Source organism: uncultured Rikenella sp. (assembly GCF_947628055.1).
GTDB lineage: Bacteria > Bacteroidota > Bacteroidia > Bacteroidales > Rikenellaceae > Rikenella.
Map to the genome: position 1 here is coordinate 1 of NZ_CANQYJ010000020.1, position 17,955 is coordinate 17,955.

Below are 17,955 nucleotides of genomic sequence, written 5' to 3' on the forward strand. Positions count from 1 at the left end.
AAAACAAGGGTACCCGGCAGGCTCAAGAGATGCGTTAGCATCTCAAAAAGTTTTTCTGGTTCTCTTTGTTCACAAAGAGAACTGTTCCCTCAAACAGAGGGTAACGAAATAACCGGACGGTAAAAAAAGCAAAAGGATTGATGATATTCACAGGTTACGGGTCATATTACCGAGTCAACCTGCGGTTAGCGGTACCCGTCATCATTTCGCAAGTCGGTCAGTACTCCGTTCAGATCGTCGACACCGTCATGGTCGGTCATCTCGGCGAAGCCGTGCCCCTGGCCGGCATATCATTCGCCTACGCACTCTCCTGGCCGATACTTTTTTTAGGCACCGGAGTCGCCATGGGACTGACCCCGCTGGTCGGGAAAAGCTACGCCCGCGGCGACCGGATGCGCAGCGCCTCGCTATTCAAAAATTCGCTATTGACAAGTATCGCGATGAGCGGCATACTGATGCTCCTGCTCGGCGCCATGCTGCCCCTGATGGGGTACATGGGGCAAGACCCGGCTATTTTGCCCATTGCCCGCGGATATATGGGGTATCAACTCGCCTCCGCCCTGCCCATGATGCTCTTCGCCAGCTGCAAACAGTTCCTCGAAGGAGTGGGGAACACCTCCCGCACCATGACGATCGCCATTATCGGCAACATGCTCAATATTGCGCTGAACGGAGCACTGATCTACGGCTGGTGGATATTCCCCGAAATGGGCGCCGTGGGTGCCGGGGCCTCGACCTTCATAGCTCGGGTCGTGATGGTCATCCTCTTCGCCCGGCTCATGTTCGTCGACACCGACTACCGCGACTACCTGAGACTGTTCCGGAAAGTCAGGATCACCCGGTTCCGTATCCGCCGGCTTCTGAACGTAGGTTTCCCGATCGCCATGCAGCTTTTTGTCGAAATGGCCGCTTTGAGCCTGATGGCCATCGTGATCGGCGTCTTCGGCGCTGTGCCGCAGGCCGCGCACCAGATCGCCGTGAACCTGCCCTCGCTCAGCTTTATGGTCGTGACCGGGCTCTCGGCCGCCACCACGATCCGCGTGAGCCAGGATTACGGGCTGCGGCTCTACCCCTCGATGCGCAAAGCGATGAACGCCTCGCTGCACCTGATTACCGCCTTTACGGTATGCGCCTCGCTGCTTGTTTTCCTCTTCGGCAGACAGATCGCCGGACTGTTCACCGACGAACCGGAGGTGATCGACATCGCCGCATACCTGCTCCGGTTCGGCTGCCTCTTTATGGTGATCGACGGATTCCAGGGCGTGATCCTCGGCGCCCTCCGCGGACTGACCGAAGTGAAGCGGCCGATGTACTACGCCCTCTTTACCTATATCTTTATTTCGGGGCCGGTCGGGTATGTATGCGGTTTCGTGTGGGGAATGGGCGCTGCGGGCACCTGGGTGGCATTTATTGCCGGGCTGGGCGTGCTGTCCGTCCTCTATGGCCGGTTGTTCCGCAAACGATACCGGCAGTTGGTCGGCGCCACAGCTTCTGCCTGACTCCTGCGCAGGGAGGCAGACCGCGAAGATACCGTCAGACGTCGGCCGGAATGGCAAGCGGGGCGTTTCCCGTATGGGAAACGCCCCGCTCGGTTACCGAGCCTCAGGATCACCGGGGAATGAAAGCGAATATCCAGTGTTGCCCCGGGAATACTTTCTTAGAACATATCCGGATTACGTTCCGACCGGCCCGTAAAGGTATTTCCGACGGCTGGCGTGTCCAGAACAGCTGTTCGTCCGTGTACGGCAACTCCTCCTCCGGCTTTGCCCACGTGTTGAAGTGGAAAGCATACGCCCCCGGCTCATTCCACACCGGCGGTTCGACCGCGACGCCGTTCACCCACAGGCCGCTCCCCGCTTCCCACTCGCCCTGCCGACCGATCCCCGGCGAAATCCGGTTCGACCGCGACGGGGCTTCAAAACCCACCTGTGCCAGAATCACCGTATCGTGCGGCACGGTAAGAATCGTCTCGGCCCACACCTCGCCCGAGTCCGGCCGAGGCAGCCGGAGCGTCGCTATCATCGCATCCACGTCGATCGCGCCGCCGTATAAAGTATGCCAGGCCAAGTCGGAAGTACCCGTTCCGAAAGGCACCGGCTCCGATACTCTCCATTCCAAAGAGGCGTTCGGCCACCAGCAGAAAGGTTCGTCCCGCAGTTGCCCGTTCTTGTGCGCGAGCATCCGTTCCTCGAACTCGATCAAAGCACGTCCCGCCGGAGATTCCGGATTCGGGAACAGATTCGGGTTTTCCGGCGCGCCTTCCGGCGTCAGGCCGCCCCGCCAGAACCGCTCGGCGAACGGCAGCAGCCCCGACCACGCACCGCTGTTGCGGACAATCCCCTCCGAACCCGGCGCTTTGGTGTCGTTCCACAGACAGAGAATCCCCCCTATCGCCACCGAGTCCCCCTCCGCCCGGTCGCACGGATTGTGCAACAGCATCCGCGGCGTGAACGAAATCGGATCGTAGTTGTTCAGGTAGCCCATGTACGAGTCGACAAACGGCCCCCGTCCCTCCGTATGGTTGGCCACATAGCCCGGCGCCTCCGACCACACCTGCCGGATCGTCCCCCTCGAAGCCGCCGGCAGCCCCGGGTCCCAGACCATCGGAATACGTCCGTTGGCCACGACTACACTGTCCGCCCAGTGCATGAACTCCTTCGGGTTCGGAATCCGCACCTCGTCCGAACCGATATGGATATACGGCGCATCCGATACCGGAATCTCCTCGAAAAACTCGTCCAGCGCCTCCTCCAGCACCTTCATCCCCCTCGGATCGGCCATTCCGAAACCGAACGCGCTGTTGAAATAGGTGCTGTGGCCCGGCATGTCGATCTCCGGGATCACCAGGATTCCTTTCTTGCGGGCATAAGCGATCACGTCGCGTATCTCGCCGTAGGTGTAGAACTTGCCCTGGTCGCGTCCCGGCCGCTGGTAGATCGGGTCGTTGAGCTGCGGAAACGCCCGCGACTCGATCCGCCACGCCGGATAGTCCGTCAGGTGCCAGTGGAACAGGTTGATCTTGTACTGCGACAGCAGGTCGATATGTTTCTTCAGCTCCTCGACCGAAATAAAGTTCCGTCCCGTGTCGTGCATGAAGCCGCGCCACTCGAACGCCGGCCAGTCGACGATCCGCACGCTCGGCACCAACCCCCGCTCATCGGTCAGCTGGCGCAGCGTCTGACGCGCCCACACCGTCCCCCGCTCGTCCCGGGCCGTGATGCGCACCCCTTTTTTATAGGTCTCCAGGACATAGCCCTCGGCCGGCAAGTCCAACGTCGTGTCGATCTTTACCTTAACGTTCAGCAGCGGCATTTTGTACGGCCCCGTGATTTCGATCCGCTGCGGCGACGGAATCAAGGCCGGCAGTGCGTGTTTCGGCATCGCGTCCTTCGGCGCGGCGGAAGCGGCGAAAGCCGCGGCGCACAAGGCGAAAAAACAAAAGATTCGTTTCATATGGAGCGAAGATAGCGATTTTATCCGCAATCCGCCGAATCGGGAGCGGCGATTTCGTGTTATTCTGCTAACAACTCTTTTGCAGCTTCCGAAAAAAACAATACCTTTGGGGAGCTAATTCTTAAAACTCCAAAGAGCGATGAGCAACATTCCATCCAACCTGAAATATTCAAAAGACCACGAGTGGATTCGTGTAGAGGGCGAAGAGGCGTTCGTGGGGATCACCGATTTCGCACAGGATCAATTGGGCGATATTGTCTTTGTGGACATTACCACTGAAGGGGAAACGCTGGCGCAGGGCGATGTATTCGGGACGATCGAGGCGGTGAAGACCGTGTCGGATGCCTTTATGCCGGTGGCGGGCGAGGTGCTGGAGATCAACGGCGCGCTGGAAAATGCGCCGGAGACGGTGAACAAAGATCCGTATGGCGAAGGGTGGATGATCAAAATCCGCATGACCGATCCGGGGCAGATCGACGGGCTGCTGTCGGCGGACGAGTATGCAGCCCATATCGGATAAAATTGTTTTCTCTCCGATTTCTCGTCGATAGATTTTTTTCATGACTAATATACGAAAGAAAATGGCAAAAGTAACTGTTGTGGGGGCGGGCAATGTAGGGGCGACCTGCGCGAATGTGCTGGCTGCGCGCGAAGTGTGCAGCTCTCTGGTGCTGCTGGACATCAAAGAGGGGGTTTCGGAAGGGAAAATCCTCGATATGTTCCAGACGGCCACGCTGATGGATTTCGACACCAATATGGTGGGCGTGACGAACGACTATGCGGCGACGGCCGGGTCGGATGTGGTGGTGATCACGTCGGGGATGCCGCGCAAACCGGGCATGACCCGCGAGGAATTGATCGGGGTCAATGCGGGGATTGTCAAGAGTGTGGCGACGGAGATTCTGAAATACTCGCCGAAAGCGATCCTGCTGATCATTTCCAACCCGATGGACCCGATGACTTATCTGGCGCTCAAGGCGACGGGGCTGCCTAAGAATCAGGTTTTCGGGATGGGGGGCGCGCTGGATTCGGCGCGGTTCAAATGCTATCTGGCGAAGGCGTTGGGGGTGAACTCCAACGACATCGAAGGGATGGTGATCGGGGGACACGGCGATACGACGATGATTCCGCTGGTCTCGAAGGCTTCGGTCAAAGGGGTTCCGGTGACGGAACTTTGCAAGGACAAGGCGGTGCTTGACAAAGTGGTGGCGGACACGATGGTCGGCGGAGCGACGCTGACCAAGCTCTTGGGAACTTCGGCGTGGTATGCGCCGGGGGCGGCGGCTGCGATGGTGGTCGAATCGATCGTGCGGGATCAGAAAAAGATCATCCCGTCGTGCGCCTATCTCGAAGGGGAATACGGACAGCGGGATATTTGCATCGGGGTGCCGACGGTGATCGGACGCAACGGGGCAGAACGGGTCGTCGAAGTGGCTTTGACGGCGGAAGAAAAGACGGCGTTCGAGGCGAGTGCGGCGGCGGTGCGGAAAACCAATGCGATTCTCAACGAAATCGGTGCGCTGTAATCGCTACGGGTACTGACACTCTTATTTTCGGCATCGGGCGGAACGTACATACGTTCCGCCCGATGTGTTTATCGCAGCCTACCGAAACGGGCTATATTCCTTATCGGAATGATCGACTTTACGCTTGTCGTTCGCTTGTTTGCGGTTCGTCAGAGTCGCACGAGCCACAGCTCTCTGTAGTTTTTGGTAGCGGAAGTCCGGTGCCTTTCGGCCCCGCGCCACGGCTGGAGTAGGAAATCGTTCAAAAGCATGAATTGCTTTTGAACAGGATTTCCGCCAGCGCGCGGACAAAGTATAGTTTAGGTGCAGCTGGCGGAAAATATTTCGGGTAGTTGCAGCCTAGTTCGAGTGCCGATCGGCATTACGCTGGGACAAATAATCGTCAGAGAACCTTTCCCACTAATGGCAATTTGAGAATGGTTATCGGTGATCTCCCCATGTCAGGCCGGAGCCACCCCCGGCGGAGGCCTGCAACTCGCTTTGCTCGTTATCCGGCCCCGCTGGCTCCGGCCCGTGCGAAAGATGTGTGATAAATTCTCGATTGGGGTGCCGAGCAGCACCGGCCCCCGCGCGCGACGGCTGGAGTAGGAAATCGTTCAAAAGCAGTTTGTGCTTTTGAACAAAATTTCCGCCAGCGCGCGGGCAAAAATCGGTAAAGGGCCGCAGCTCGCGGAGGATATTTCGGGTAGTTACAGTTCGGCTCGCGTGCCGAGCGGCACCGGGCCTCCCGACGGGGCGGCGTCCGGCCCGACCGGTTCTGCGAACCGGAGACTGTGAAAACCGTTGTACGAAACAAAACGCAGTTCCTTTTACAGAGAATAGCCGGAGCCAGCGGGGACTGTTTGGGGTAGTTCCAGCCCGGTTCGCCTACCGAGCGCGGCATAGAGAGATCGCAGCCGAACCGGATTGTCACCAGCTTCGGAACGCAATAACAGCCCTCGACTATTCAGCCGCCCACCCCGAAATACCTTCGACTATTCGGCCATCCACCCCGAAATACCTCCGACTATTCAGCCGCCCGCCCCGAAATGCCCCCGACTATTCAACACCCTGCCGAGCCAGATACGCATCATACATGTCCAGCATCCACGCATCATCCACTTTGGCCTCCTTTTTATGCGCTTTGCCATCGGCCCCCTTGAACCAGCCCTTGCAGAACTCTTTCAGTCCCGGATGCAGCTTGTCCATCAGCATGGTACCGACCAACATGTAAGGATACACGACCCCCTCCGGATCATTATGGAACCGGATCCCGTACATCGTTTTCAATACTCGGCGCTGGATATTGCCCACCTGCTCCGTCGTCCACACCTTCCACCAGTAAACCGTGGCATTTTCCCCCGCCTTGTTCAGACAGACCATCCGCCGGAGCGTGCGGTAACGGTCGCCGATGCCAGGCGAAGCCAGATCGCGCGATTCCCAGCGGATCCCGTCAGGATTGTTTTCAGTCTTTTCGACATATTCGACCCACTCCACCTCGTCCGCCGTATACTTGACCGGCTCCTTGTCATCAGGCGTACGGACAAGTTTGAACGAATAATTTTCCTTTTTCATAAAGGAATTGTCAGCATGCCAGCCGCGATGCAGATAACCGTCGATCTGCTCGCCCGACCGGAGCATGACCGTTACCCGGCGAAACTCCTGATCCTCCGTTTTCTTAGCCTCCGCCCGGTCGGTCGCGCTCCACAGGCCGAGCAACACAGCCATAAATCCTAAAAATCGTTTCATACGCTTTATTTTTGGTTAAGAGTTACTATTGGATCGTAGTCCCGCAACATCAGGATCGTCTTGCTCCGATCGGTATTCGACCGCCGTATCCGCTCGGCCAGCACAAGATCATCGTTGATGCAGCCCGCAAGGCGTTCGCGGAAAGCGTCTTTCGACCGGCGCGACGCATCGCCCACCTCCCGAAACACCCCCTCGCCGCATTTCCGGAGCCAGTAAGCCGTCCTCGACCGGCTGAACCACCCGCGCCGCTGCCACACCTGTATTCCGCCATTCGTATCGATGCCGTACCCCTTCTTCGAATAGATACCCACCTCGACATGCGGCGTCTCGACATACACCCACATCCAGCCCGGATCGTCCGCATAAACGAACTTGCGGAGATGTTCCGGCGTTTTGGAGTGCCAGCAGACCACCGAATCGATCTCCGCCGCCGCAATGAGCTCTTTGGTTTTCGTTTTCCGGAAAGCGTTGCGCCACAGCTTCAGTTTGCCGGATTTCGCAGGTAACTGCATCCGGTCGTTTCCCATACAATCGACCGTGGAATCATTCTTCAGATAGACACGTCCCTCGACGAGCGACGCCGCCCGACCGCCGGCAACCGCGAAAAAGAGAGACAAGACCGATAATAAATACTTAGCCATCGCGCATTGTGTTTGTAAAAAAAACGATCATTCTCCCCTGCAAAAACAAGAGGTCGGACAGTTTCGTCGGCGGTTTTTCCCTGACTCCCGATTTGTGCCCCGGAGCCGCCGATCGGCACCGCCCAAGGCCGATGCGAAAGCGTTCTTTCCTGTTTCGGGAAGAATTGGATATGCCCCTATCGACAAAGATAATATTTTATTTTAAAAATCAAATTAAAGCTATTCTTTTTATAAATTGCAAATAAAAATATTAGATGATAGAAAAATGTCGGTTTTAAAATAAAAGAACAGGCCTTTTGTGCCGGAATTTATTTCCCGATTTTTCCCGAATACGATTTGCCGTGCCACCCGAGACAACCGGTTTTGCGGATTGACCGGAAAGTTTTATACATTTGCCTCCCGATAATGACACGAATCGAAAAGCTTATGTCTACTGAAGGAAAAACACGGGTCGTAACGACCTTCCGGCTGGCCGAGATGAAAGCGCGCGGAGAAAAAATATCCATGCTGACGGCCTACGACTATACGATGGCCGGGATCATGGACGCCGCCGGAATCGACGTGATTCTGGTGGGCGACTCGGCTGCGAATGTCATCGCAGGTTACAAAACGACGGTGCCGATGACACTGGACAGCATGATCTACCACGGGAAAGCGGTGGCGCGGGCTGTGGAACGGGCCTTGGTGGTGGTGGATCTGCCGTTCGGGAGCTATCAGGGAAACTCCAAAGAGGCCCTGAACTCCGCAATCCGGATCATGAAAGAGACCGAAGCCGACGCCGTGAAGCTCGAAGGGGGCGCTGAGATCATCGACTCCGTGCAGCGCATCCTGTGCGCCGGGATTCCGGTGATGGGACACCTGGGGCTGACGCCGCAGTCGATCAACAAATACGGGACTTACGCCGTGCGGGCCAAAGAAGAGGCCGAAGCCGAGAAACTCTACTCCGACGCCCTCTTGCTGGCTGAAACGGGATGCTTCGGCATCGTGTTGGAGAAGATTCCGGCAGCACTGGCCGGACGGGTGGCCGAGGCGGTGAAGATTCCGATTATCGGGATCGGAGCCGGAAACCGGGTGGACGGGCAGGTGTTGGTTTCCTACGATATGCTGGGCATCAACAACGGTTTCTCGCCCCGGTTCTTGCGGCGGTACCTGAACCTGCACGAGCAGATCACCGAAGCGGTGGAACGGTATCACGAGGATGTCAAGAGCGGGGATTTCCCGAACGAAAACGAGCAGTATTAACAATCTGTCAACAACGATCGCTGTTTTCGGGCCGGCTTTGTTCACAAAGCCGGCCTTGTTTTTGACCAGCGGATGGAATGGGCTGCCTGTTTTTCGGGAAACTTATTCACACAGATAAGATGCTGAAATAGAGCGATAACGGAATGGAAGTCTGAAGTTATCGACATTTTTCCGGACATAGGGGCGGGTTATTCACATCGTTATCGACGGTTTCTCCGCTTTTATCCGGCGGTTGTCCACACGGAAGTTAACAAGCCGGTCTGCGGGGCTGCCTGTTATTCACAACGTTATCCACAATCTTCGGCTGATCCTCGGAACGGTAGGAGCGGGTGACAAGGAACACGCCGGCGAAAACCAACAGGGCGGCGACGATCTTGACCCAGTCGGCTTTGTCCTGGCCGCGCAGGATAGCTGCGAGAGTTGCGATTACGGGCTGAAGGTAGGTGTAGATGCTTACGGTCGTGGGCTTGAGTTTCTTGAGGCCTCCTGCCACGCAGAGGTAGGAGAGAACGGTGGCCCCGAACACGACGAATGCGAGACTGCCCCAGGCAGCCGGGGTGAACCCGTCCCAGTCGGTCGCAACCAGTGTATGGCCGAGAAACGGAATCATGGCCAAGGTCGAAAGGCCGAACATCCATGCGGTCACGGTAATCGCGCGATACCGCATCATCAGGTTCTTGACCACGACCAAGTAGCAGGCATACGACAGGGCCGCAATAAAGACCAGTACATTGCCGGTGAGGTGGCCGCTGCCGAAATGGGCGATTCCGCCGTACAGGATGGTCAGCAGCGCTCCGCTTGCTCCGACAGCGATTCCGATGCTTTTCATCCACGTGATGCGGTCGCGCCCCAGCAGGGCAGAGATGACCAGCACGAGCACCGGGCCGGTGACCGAAATGATGGCGGCGTCGACGGGCGAGGTGTATCGGAGCCCGTGCAGAAAGAGGTATTGGTTTCCTCCGGTACCGAACAGGGCGGCGAGGGCCAGCCACCCGAGGTCGCGCCACAGGATGCGTTCGCGCACCAGGGTAACGGCTACCAGGACGAACACGACGGCGGCGCATCCGATGCGTGCGATGCAGAGCGCGTCGGGTGTCAGGGAGCCGGGGATCAGCGTTTTGGAGTAGGAATAGTTGAGGGCGAACAGGATGTTTGCGGTGAGGATGGCGGCGTGGGCCCGGATTTTTCCGTTCATGAAGGGTGTTTTTGTCGATGCAAAAATAGGGGGTAAGAGGGCGATATGTTATCTTCGCGGGTATGGAAAATTCGATTTTTTTTAAAACGGATGCCGTTCGATGGCGGGACTTGGGCGGCGGTGTACGCCGCCGGATGATGGGACATGACGACCGCATCATGATGGTCGAGGTGGAGTTCGACGGGGGAGCAGTGGGCATGGCGCATACTCATCCGCATACGCAGTCGTCGCGGATCGAGCGGGGCTCGTTTGAAGTGACGGTCGGCGGTGAAACCGCCGTGCTGCATGCCGGTGACGGCTTTTTCGTCCCTTCCGGGGTGGAGCATGGAGTGCGGGCGCTCGAGGCGGGCGCGATCGTGGATGTCTTTGCGCCGGCCCGCGAAGATTTTCTTTGATTCGCGGGGGCCGGAGATTCACGGGGGCCGGACTGTTTTTCACAGAGCGGCAGGCAGGTGGTGAATCCACCTGCCTGCCGCATTCAGTCCGGACAGGGGACAGTCTCCGCTGTCAGCCCCGATCGGCAAGCATCCGGTTGTTTTTGAGTATCCGCGAAGGGGTGGTGTCCCGGTAGCGTTTGTCGATGTCTTCGATCATCGACTGCACGTCGTCCGGCGTCACGAGCCCTTCGTGCAGCATCTGGGCCACAGTGGCTTTTTCGTTGCTGATAAGCATGCGCACCGTTTTCTGGGTGATCGCCAGCCGGTACGAACTCGGAAAGTGACTTGCGATCCTGTCCATGATCGACTGGCTTTCGTCGATATTCCTGCGCACCTCGTCGCGCAGCGTTTCCAGCTTCCGGATGTCCTCCGGGCCGAACGAGCCGGAGGATTCCAGTTCGTCGAGCAGGGTGATCGAAGTCCGTTGGGAGTGGATCAGGCCGCGCGCCACGTCGTACACCGCCACGAAAGTCGTCGAGCGATGGCGGTCGACCCAGCGGTAAAGCACTTCGCGCGAGCGTCTTTTCCACCGCAGGTAAAGCGGCAGCTTGGGCAGCTCCAGCAGCTTGGCCCGTTCGCACAGCGACCGTTTCCCGTCCGCATCGTACAACTCTTCGACGACGGCCAGCAACCGCCGCAGCGAAGCGGGCGAGATGATCCCCTTTTCGTACAGCTGCCAGTACCGTGTCCGCTCCTTGTCCAAGATTCGCAGCCGAATATCCGCGATCAAGTCCTGAGCCGGAACCGGGCCGCGGGGCGCGGGCTCCGGAGAAGGCAGAAATGTCGCCACCTTATCCCAGTCTGCCGCTTTCAAGGCCTCGTTCTGCTGAAGTTCATGGAAGTATCTCTCGGTATTCTCGCACAGCTGTTTGTGGATCGTATAGTTGAGGTAGGTTTTGGCCGACGACGCGCGGGTCAGCCCCAGTTTGCGCAGCAGCCATCCGATGGTCGTGGCGTTGATCGTCAGGGTCAGGGTCACGATCCCGGCCGTGAGGAACAGCACCTGCCGCCGCACCGGTTCGGGAATGGAAAGTGTGTAGGAGACCATCAAGGCCAGGGTCAGCCCTAATGCTCCGCGCAGGCCGCCCCAGCAAAGAATCACCGCTTCGCGTTTGGAGAGTCCGTAACCGGAACGTTTCATAATGGGATAAAAAATGGCGATCATCGCCATCCGCGCCGCGTTGATGCCGATATAGACCAGTACGAGTACCACGAAGTCCATCAGTGAGGCTTCGACCTGCAAGGCGATGACCACGCCGACCAGAATGAATATCAAGGTGTTGGCCATATAAGTGGCCAGTTCCCAGAATTCCTGCATGAACCGGTTCACTTCGGGTGCGATCCTCGGCCGTCCGTAATAGGCGATCACTAAGCCGTAGCCGACCAGGGCGATCACTCCGGAAACATCTAAATAATTCTGGGCCAGGAAAAATGTCAGGTAAGCCGAAACCAGTATGGCGCTGTTCTGCATGATCGCATCGTTCCGGCTCCGGGTGATGAACCACAGGCAGAGCCAGCCGAATATGACGCCGAGCAGCACTCCGCCGAGCACGACGTAAACGAAGTCCATGATCGGTGCGTCCACGCCGCCGGCTGCCGTGAAGGTGCCGAAGAAGAGCATGAAGAGGACGATGCCTGTCCCGTCGTTGAGCATCGACTCGGCGTCCACGAGGGTCGAAAACCGCTTGCTGACGCCCAATTCCTTGAGCAGGGCCACCACTGCGACCGGGTCGGTGGCGCTGATGAGTGCGCCGAACATCAGGGCGTGCGTCCAGTTCCACTGGGCGTAATGCGGTGCGAAAAGGCTGATCCCCATCATCAGCAGACCGGTCAGGAACATGGCAACCACCATCCCTGGCGCCGAGAGCAGGGTGGCGTTGGTGAGGGTTTTGCGGAAGATATGGGCGTCCAGTTCGTAAGCTGCGTCGAAAATCAGGATCGGGAGGAACAGATAGAGGATGAGGTCGGGGTCGATATTGCCCGCAAAGTCGATCGAGGCTTTGAATATGGAGCCGTCGGCGTACACGCCGATCCGGTCGAGTAACCCGATGAGCAGGCCGAATGCGAACAGTCCCACCGTGTAGGGCAGAACGGTGCGTTTGAGGCCGTATTTGAGAAGGGCTCCGGCCACCAGCGATACGATCACGAAGACTAACGGGGCCAATAATTCCATTGAATCCATATCTGTGTTTTAAACGATGCGTGGCAAAATTAAGAAAAATCCCCGGCTCTGAACGGGGATTAGCGGCATAACGTATTTTTGTACCGTACGGCGCCGGGGAAAATCTAAACTATTATTTCATCTCACACACTGTGATGTTTTTGACGATATAATTCTTTAGCTTTTCATAAAGCTGAGGACCTAACTGGGAATTTTCCTCCTCCTGTATCCGCCAAAATTCCATAATTTGATACGGAAAAGGAGGAACAAAAGAAATGCTTAGTCTATAATACGATTCATGTCGCGCTCCTCTTGAATTAGTCTCCTGTTCCGTATTATAATACAAAGAAGCGAACTTAACCAAGTATCTTTCTTCTTCTTTAGTCGGCCACATACCTGTATCGCCGAAAACAAGAAAGCCCACTGGCAACTGTGCTTTCCATTCGTCCAATACTTTGGAGAACGGCTGTCCGATAAACTCCGACTTGCGGTCGTCAAACGCTTTCCGAAGATAAAGAACAGTATCTCCGCCGCACTCGACCAACGTTACTTTTTGCTGGGCCTGAATCGCTGTTATCGAAAATATTGATAACAACGTTAAAATCAATCGTTTCATGGCTTGAAAATACAAAAATCCGGCGAATGTCCGCCATCCTCCGGTTTTTTCTCTCGATTCTTTTAGGGTAATCTCTGTGTTAGGTTTGCCAAATCGCGGGAGGCTGTCATCGAGGGGGTGAACCAATTCCCGGCTGGAGTGCCGAACGGCACCGGATCGGACGCCCGGGAGAGAACGCAACGAGCATCGTCGAGTAGCGGGCCTTCGCGGGGCGAAGCTCCGGCCCGCCCGGCTCTAAAAAGTCGGATTTGTCTCTGCCATAATTCCCGCGCACCGAATTATCATTTCGGACGCAGCCTGTGAGGCCCGCATCAATTGCGGCAACGATTGTTTTGCGGGCCTCCGCTGCGGGAGGCTGCGGCCCGCCCGCTGGCGAGGAAAGTCAGGTTCAGACAACCTCGCTTTTATCCGCGCGCCGGGAAAATCAATCGGTTTCAACTCTCGTTGAAACCGTCGATTTTCCTCTTTCGGCTTCGGCGCGCGGATGAGTTTGAGAGAACTGCGTTCCCGCGCGGGGCCGCGTTCTCGCGGTGGGCTTGCGAAACTGCGTTTCGCTCGAACCGGAGCTATACATTCAAACAATACCCGCGCGCCAGCGAAATCTTATTTCAACAAACTGTCGTTTGTCGAAATGATTTCGCTCTGTAAAGCATGGCGCGCGGGAGCCAGTGTTGCTCGGCACCCGAGCCGGGCTGGAATTACCCGAAATATCCTCCGCGGGCTGCGACCCGAAACTGTACTTTTCCCGCGCGCTGGCGGAAATTCTGTTCAAAAGCAATTTATGCTTTTGAACGATTTCCTACTCCAGCGGTCGCGCGCGGTGTCGGTGCTGCTCGGCACTCGAACCGGGAAGTTTGCATCGCCTTAACCAGAGGGTACTGCCCTTACGCCGGGCGCGCGGCGCTGCTCGGCACTCGAACCGGGGAGTTTGCACCGCCTTAACCAGAGGGTACTGCCCTTACGCCGGGCGGGCGGTGCCGCTCGGCACTCAAACCGGGCTGGAATTACCCGAAATATCCTCCGCGGGCTGCAGCCCCTTGCAATTCAGAAACGGTCTTTGTCCCGCGCGCTGGCGGAAATTTTGTTCAAAAGCGCAAGCTGCTTTTGAACGATTTCCTACTCCAGCCTCGCGCGCAGGTGCCGGTGTCGCTCGGCACACGAACCGGGGAGTTTGCACCGCCTTAACCAGAGGGTACTGCCCTTACGCCGGGCGGGCGGTGCCGCTCAGCACGCGAACCGGGCTGTAACTACCCGAAACGGCTCCGCCGGCATTGAACACGCTTTTGTGTCAGGGAAAGGATGCCGGTATAAAGATTTTCCGATGCGTTTTTCTTTTCGAGCCAATACGGAGCCTCTTTTTCGCGTTGTAAGGATATGATGGAAAAAACGGTTAATTTTATGCGTCGCTCCGGAGCCTTCGGATTGGGGGTACGGTGGGCGACGATGCTGGTTGTGCTCCTGACGGCCGGCACGGTAAATGCTCAGACGATGACGAAAGAACTGACGCCCGAAGAGAAACGGGTCATTATAGACAAAGGCACCGAACGGCCTTTCACTGGAAAATACTACGATTTCAAGGAGGCGGGGACTTATCTCTGCAAACGGTGCGGCGCGCCGCTCTACCGGTCGGAAGACAAGTTCGACTCGGGCTGCGGCTGGCCGAGCTTCGACGACGAGATTCCCGGCGCGGTGAAACGGAGCCTGGATGCCGACGGGCGGCGGACGGAAATCTCTTGTGCGCGGTGCGGGGCGCACCTGGGACACGTTTTTACGGGCGAGGGTTTCACGACCAAAAATACGCGGCATTGTGTGAACTCGATCTCGATGGAGTTCGTCCCGGCCCGATCTGTCAAAGACATGCAACAAAAGACGGCCGAGGCGATTTTCGCGGGAGGCTGTTTCTGGGGGGTGGAGCACATGATGCAGAAACAGCCGGGGGTGATTTCGGTGGTGTCGGGCTATATCGGGGGGACGGTGGACAACCCGACTTACGAGCAGGTGTGCACGAAAAAGACGGGCCATGCCGAGGCGGTGAAAGTGACTTATGATCCTGCGAAGGTGAGTTACGAGACGCTTGCCCGGCTGTTTTTCGAGATCCACGACCCGACGCAGACGGATGGGCAGGGGCCTGATCTGGGGCCGCAGTATCGTTCCGAAATTTTCTACCTCTCGCCGGAACAGAAAGCTGTAGCTGAAAAACTGATCGGCCAGCTGAAAGCGAATGGTTATGATGTGGTGACGAAAGTAACGCGGGCGACTCGGTTCTGGCCGGCGGAGACTTACCACCAGGATTATTATGTCCGCAAAGGAACGGAACCGTACTGCCACACTTATACGAAGCGATTTTAAATTTCTTCGATTTTTTATTTAGCATTGTGCCGTGTGGAACCGTACCTTTTAACTTCGCTACGCTCGTTTTTCTCCTCGCCGCTCTCAGGGTGGAGGCAGCCCGGTTCGAGTGCCGAGCGGCACCGCTGGCAGCGTCGGTTGTTCACAAAGAGAACAGTTCTATACCGGTACGTACTAATAAAAGAACGAATAAATCGAATCGGTTTGTATTGCGTTAGGCATTCGTTATCTTTGTGAACTATGGAATCATTCGTCGTATCGGCTCGAAAATACCGTCCGGCAACTTTCCGCAGCGTGGTCGGGCAGAACCACATCACGGAAACGCTCAGGAACGCCATTGCCCGCGGGCAGTTGGCGCACGCTTACCTATTCACCGGGCCGAGAGGCGTGGGGAAGACCACCTGCGCGCGGATCTTCGCCAAAGCGATCAACTGCATGAACCCGACCCCCGATCACGAAGCGTGCGGCGAGTGTGAATCCTGCCGCGCTTTTGCCGAAGGGCGGTCGTTCTCCATACACGAGCTGGACGCAGCATCCAATAATTCCGTCGAAGATATACGTGCGCTGACCGAGAAAGTGCGGATTCCGCCGCAGGTGGGCAAATACAGCGTTTACATCATCGACGAAGTGCACATGTTGTCGGCCAACGCCTTCAACGCATTTCTCAAGACATTGGAAGAGCCGCCGCATTATGCCGTCTTCATCTTGGCGACCACCGAGAAACACAAGATTCTGCCGACGATTCTGTCGCGGTGCCAGTGCTACGACTTCAACCGGATCCGGGTCGAGGATACGGTGCAGTACCTGCAATATATCGCAGGTAACGAGGGGATTGCGTATGACGACGAAGCGCTGCATATCATCGCACAGCGGGCGGACGGCGGGATGCGGGATGCCCTGTCGATGTTCGACCGCGTGGTCTCGTTCTGCGGGACGCAACTCACGGGAGACAAAGTGGCCGAAAGCCTGAATGTATTGGACTACAACACCTATTTCGCGGCGACAGACCTGATTCTGGCAGGGAATTACGCCGAGCTGCTGACTTTGTTCGACGGGATACTCCGGCGGGGGTTCGAGGGGCAGCTTTTTATTGCAGGGCTGAACGGACATATGCGGGATCTGCTGATGTGCAAGAATCCGCAGACGGCGCCGCTGCTGGAGGTGACCGGCCGTGTGGCGGAGCGCTATCGGGCGCAGGCGGCTGCCGAGGGGTGCGATGCGGGGTTTCTGTTCAACGCGATCAACTTGTTGACGCAGACCGATACGGGGTATCGGCAGGCGACGAACCGGCGGCTGCATGCGGAACTGGCATTGATTAAATTGTGCGGGCTGTGCGGATTAAAAAAAAAAGGTGACGCGGTAGATGCTTCGGGAAGGGGGATGGACGACTTAGCTTTGGTGGCGGGGGTAGGGAAATATCCGATGCCGGCCATCGCGGTCTCGGGAACGATTCCGGCGGCACCTGCACCTGCACCTGCACCTGCACCTGCTCCTGCTCCTGCTCCTGCTCCTGCTCCTGCTCCTGCTCCTGCTCCTGCTCCTGCTCCCACACCGGCATCGGCACCTGTTTCGACATCTGCACCTGCAGCGGCCTCTCCTGCTCCTGAAACGGCCCCGCCGCAACCGGCGAAAAAACCTTCTATCACGGGGCGTTCGATTACGGGAGTTTCCCTTGCAAATCTGTCATCCATTGCGTCAGGTGCTCCTGTCCGGGCGGCGGAACCCCGGGTCGCACAGGAACCGGCCCTGGCAGTACGGACGTTGACGCCGGCAGAAGCCGAACATGCGATTGCGGAAAAATACGACGAACTGATCCGGCTGTGGAACGAACGTCAGCGGCCTCGGTTAGCCACGGCATTGACTGCGAGGACGATACGGGGGAATGCGGTGACCGTGACGGTACCTAACGAAGTGCTGGCCGATGAAATCAATCAGGCCAAATGGGAAATCGAACGCGACCTGCGCACCTTGACGAGTGCGCAAGTTACGCTGACGGTGGAAGTCAGCGAAGTGCAGCAGGCATACAAACCGGTCTCGACCGAAGACAAACTGCAATATCTGGTCAATCTTAATCCCAACATTCTGAAGCTGCGCGACGAGCTGGATCTGACGGTATAACCCGGCTTGCGGGCCGGCCTTTGCGGGGCGCGGTCGGGAAAAAGAATGTAAATTAACCCGTTGGGTTTTGTCCGGAACCGAAAAAGTTTTACCTTTGCGGTTCAAAACACTAAACAACAAGCGAAACATTATGTACGCTATCGTAGAAATTGCAGGGCAACAATTCAAAGTTGAAAAGGGTCGCAAGCTCTATGTTCACCGTCTGGCCGACGCGGAAGGCGCCGGCGTGAGCTTCGACAAAGTCCTGTTGATTGACAATGACGGAAAGGTTGCAGTTGGCGCACCTACGGTAAAAGACGCCAAGGTCGAAGCGACGGTGCTCCGGCATCTCAAGGACGACAAGGTGATCGTCTTCAAAAAGAGACGCCGCAAGGGCTACCAGAAACAGAACGGGCACCGGCAATGTCTGACCCAGATCGAAATCAAGGACATTATCGCTTAGTTTCGCTCTGTTTTGAAAGGCGGGTTTCCCGTCGGTTTAAGAAAAAC

At 57.1% G+C, this 17,955-nt stretch carries 14 protein-coding genes; 8 read left to right on the forward strand and 6 right to left on the reverse strand.

Translation table 11 applies throughout. The annotated features are described in order from the left end of the window. Positions 1 to 140: 140 nt before the first annotated feature. Positions 141 to 1,499, forward strand: coding sequence for an MATE family efflux transporter (locus Q0Z93_RS03355; RefSeq protein WP_298062557.1), 1,359 nt, complete (start codon positions 141 to 143; stop codon positions 1,497 to 1,499). Between the two features lie 109 nt (positions 1,500 to 1,608). Here the strand turns inward: Q0Z93_RS03355 and Q0Z93_RS03360 are convergent, their stop codons facing one another. After that, a complete protein-coding gene (locus tag Q0Z93_RS03360) occupies positions 1,609 to 3,453 on the reverse strand; it encodes a family 20 glycosylhydrolase (protein ID WP_298062559.1) in 1,845 nt (614 codons plus the stop codon). A gap of 139 nt (positions 3,454 to 3,592) precedes the next feature. Here Q0Z93_RS03360 and gcvH point away from each other — a divergent pair, with 139 nt between their 5' ends. Further along, positions 3,593 to 3,973 (forward strand): glycine cleavage system protein GcvH, encoded by a 381-nt coding sequence (gene gcvH / locus Q0Z93_RS03365; protein ID WP_298062561.1) that lies wholly within the window; start codon positions 3,593 to 3,595, stop codon positions 3,971 to 3,973. Positions 3,974 to 4,034: 61 nt separating this feature from the next. After that, a complete protein-coding gene (locus Q0Z93_RS03370; RefSeq protein WP_298062563.1) occupies positions 4,035 to 4,979 on the forward strand; it encodes a malate dehydrogenase in 945 nt (314 codons plus the stop codon). Positions 4,980 to 6,017: 1,038 nt separating this feature from the next. On the opposite strand, the gene Q0Z93_RS03375 is transcribed toward Q0Z93_RS03370, so the two are convergent. Together Q0Z93_RS03375 and Q0Z93_RS03380 are read right to left on the reverse strand one after the other, a co-directional pair. Then, positions 6,018 to 6,707: a hypothetical protein gene (locus tag Q0Z93_RS03375; protein ID WP_298062565.1), complete on the reverse strand. Its 690-nt coding sequence runs from the start codon at positions 6,705 to 6,707 to the stop codon at positions 6,018 to 6,020. Positions 6,708 to 6,712: 5 nt separating this feature from the next. Continuing rightward, positions 6,713 to 7,348: a hypothetical protein gene (locus tag Q0Z93_RS03380; RefSeq protein ID WP_298062567.1), complete on the reverse strand. Its 636-nt coding sequence runs from the start codon at positions 7,346 to 7,348 to the stop codon at positions 6,713 to 6,715. A 426-nt stretch (positions 7,349 to 7,774) separates the two neighbouring features. On the opposite strand from Q0Z93_RS03380, the gene panB reads away from it, so the two are divergent. Further along, on the forward strand, positions 7,775 to 8,590 hold the full coding sequence (gene panB / locus Q0Z93_RS03385; protein WP_298062569.1) for a 3-methyl-2-oxobutanoate hydroxymethyltransferase: 816 nt from the start codon (positions 7,775 to 7,777) through the stop codon (positions 8,588 to 8,590). A 247-nt stretch (positions 8,591 to 8,837) separates the two neighbouring features. On the opposite strand, the gene Q0Z93_RS03390 is transcribed toward panB, so the two are convergent. Beyond that, positions 8,838 to 9,785: a DMT family transporter gene (locus Q0Z93_RS03390; RefSeq protein WP_298062571.1), complete on the reverse strand. Its 948-nt coding sequence runs from the start codon at positions 9,783 to 9,785 to the stop codon at positions 8,838 to 8,840. Between the two features lie 62 nt (positions 9,786 to 9,847). Here Q0Z93_RS03390 and Q0Z93_RS03395 point away from each other — a divergent pair, with 62 nt between their 5' ends. Beyond that, a complete protein-coding gene (locus tag Q0Z93_RS03395) occupies positions 9,848 to 10,180 on the forward strand; it encodes a cupin domain-containing protein (RefSeq protein ID WP_298062573.1) in 333 nt (110 codons plus the stop codon). Between the two features lie 112 nt (positions 10,181 to 10,292). On the opposite strand, the gene Q0Z93_RS03400 is transcribed toward Q0Z93_RS03395, so the two are convergent. Both Q0Z93_RS03400 and Q0Z93_RS03405 read right to left on the reverse strand, forming a co-directional pair. Next, positions 10,293 to 12,404: a sodium:proton antiporter gene (locus tag Q0Z93_RS03400; RefSeq protein ID WP_298062575.1), complete on the reverse strand. Its 2,112-nt coding sequence runs from the start codon at positions 12,402 to 12,404 to the stop codon at positions 10,293 to 10,295. Between the two features lie 112 nt (positions 12,405 to 12,516). Beyond that, entirely contained in the window at positions 12,517 to 12,999 is a 483-nt protein-coding gene (locus Q0Z93_RS03405; RefSeq protein WP_298062577.1) for a hypothetical protein, read from the reverse strand. A 1,443-nt stretch (positions 13,000 to 14,442) separates the two neighbouring features. Between Q0Z93_RS03405 and Q0Z93_RS03410 the strand changes: the two genes are divergently transcribed. From Q0Z93_RS03410 to rplU, 3 genes are all read left to right on the forward strand, one after another. Next, entirely contained in the window at positions 14,443 to 15,348 is a 906-nt protein-coding gene (locus Q0Z93_RS03410) for a bifunctional methionine sulfoxide reductase B/A protein (RefSeq protein WP_298062623.1), read from the forward strand. 240 nt (positions 15,349 to 15,588) lie between these two features. Beyond that, entirely contained in the window at positions 15,589 to 17,466 is a 1,878-nt protein-coding gene (locus tag Q0Z93_RS03415) for a DNA polymerase III subunit gamma/tau (RefSeq protein ID WP_298062602.1), read from the forward strand. A gap of 130 nt (positions 17,467 to 17,596) precedes the next feature. Then, positions 17,597 to 17,908, forward strand: a complete 312-nt coding sequence (gene rplU, locus Q0Z93_RS03420) for a 50S ribosomal protein L21 (protein WP_298062604.1) — start codon at positions 17,597 to 17,599, stop codon at positions 17,906 to 17,908. Positions 17,909 to 17,955 lie beyond the last annotated feature (47 nt).

Bases quoted from the DNA above. Each gene is read 5' to 3' on its own strand.
- Q0Z93_RS03355 (WP_298062557.1), top strand. From the start codon at position 141: ATGATATTCACAGGTTACGGGTCATATTACCGAGTCAACCTGCGGTTA.
- Q0Z93_RS03360 (WP_298062559.1), bottom strand. From the start codon at position 3,453: ATGAAACGAATCTTTTGTTTTTTCGCCTTGTGCGCCGCGGCTTTCGCC.
- gcvH (WP_298062561.1), top strand. From the start codon at position 3,593: ATGAGCAACATTCCATCCAACCTGAAATATTCAAAAGACCACGAGTGG.
- Q0Z93_RS03370 (WP_298062563.1), top strand. From the start codon at position 4,035: ATGGCAAAAGTAACTGTTGTGGGGGCGGGCAATGTAGGGGCGACCTGC.
- Q0Z93_RS03375 (WP_298062565.1), bottom strand. From the start codon at position 6,707: ATGAAACGATTTTTAGGATTTATGGCTGTGTTGCTCGGCCTGTGGAGC.
- Q0Z93_RS03380 (WP_298062567.1), bottom strand. From the start codon at position 7,348: ATGGCTAAGTATTTATTATCGGTCTTGTCTCTCTTTTTCGCGGTTGCC.
- panB (WP_298062569.1), top strand. From the start codon at position 7,775: ATGTCTACTGAAGGAAAAACACGGGTCGTAACGACCTTCCGGCTGGCC.
- Q0Z93_RS03390 (WP_298062571.1), bottom strand. From the start codon at position 9,785: ATGAACGGAAAAATCCGGGCCCACGCCGCCATCCTCACCGCAAACATC.
- Q0Z93_RS03395 (WP_298062573.1), top strand. From the start codon at position 9,848: ATGGAAAATTCGATTTTTTTTAAAACGGATGCCGTTCGATGGCGGGAC.
- Q0Z93_RS03400 (WP_298062575.1), bottom strand. From the start codon at position 12,404: ATGGATTCAATGGAATTATTGGCCCCGTTAGTCTTCGTGATCGTATCG.
- Q0Z93_RS03405 (WP_298062577.1), bottom strand. From the start codon at position 12,999: ATGAAACGATTGATTTTAACGTTGTTATCAATATTTTCGATAACAGCG.
- Q0Z93_RS03410 (WP_298062623.1), top strand. From the start codon at position 14,443: ATGCTGGTTGTGCTCCTGACGGCCGGCACGGTAAATGCTCAGACGATG.
- Q0Z93_RS03415 (WP_298062602.1), top strand. From the start codon at position 15,589: ATGGAATCATTCGTCGTATCGGCTCGAAAATACCGTCCGGCAACTTTC.
- rplU (WP_298062604.1), top strand. From the start codon at position 17,597: ATGTACGCTATCGTAGAAATTGCAGGGCAACAATTCAAAGTTGAAAAG.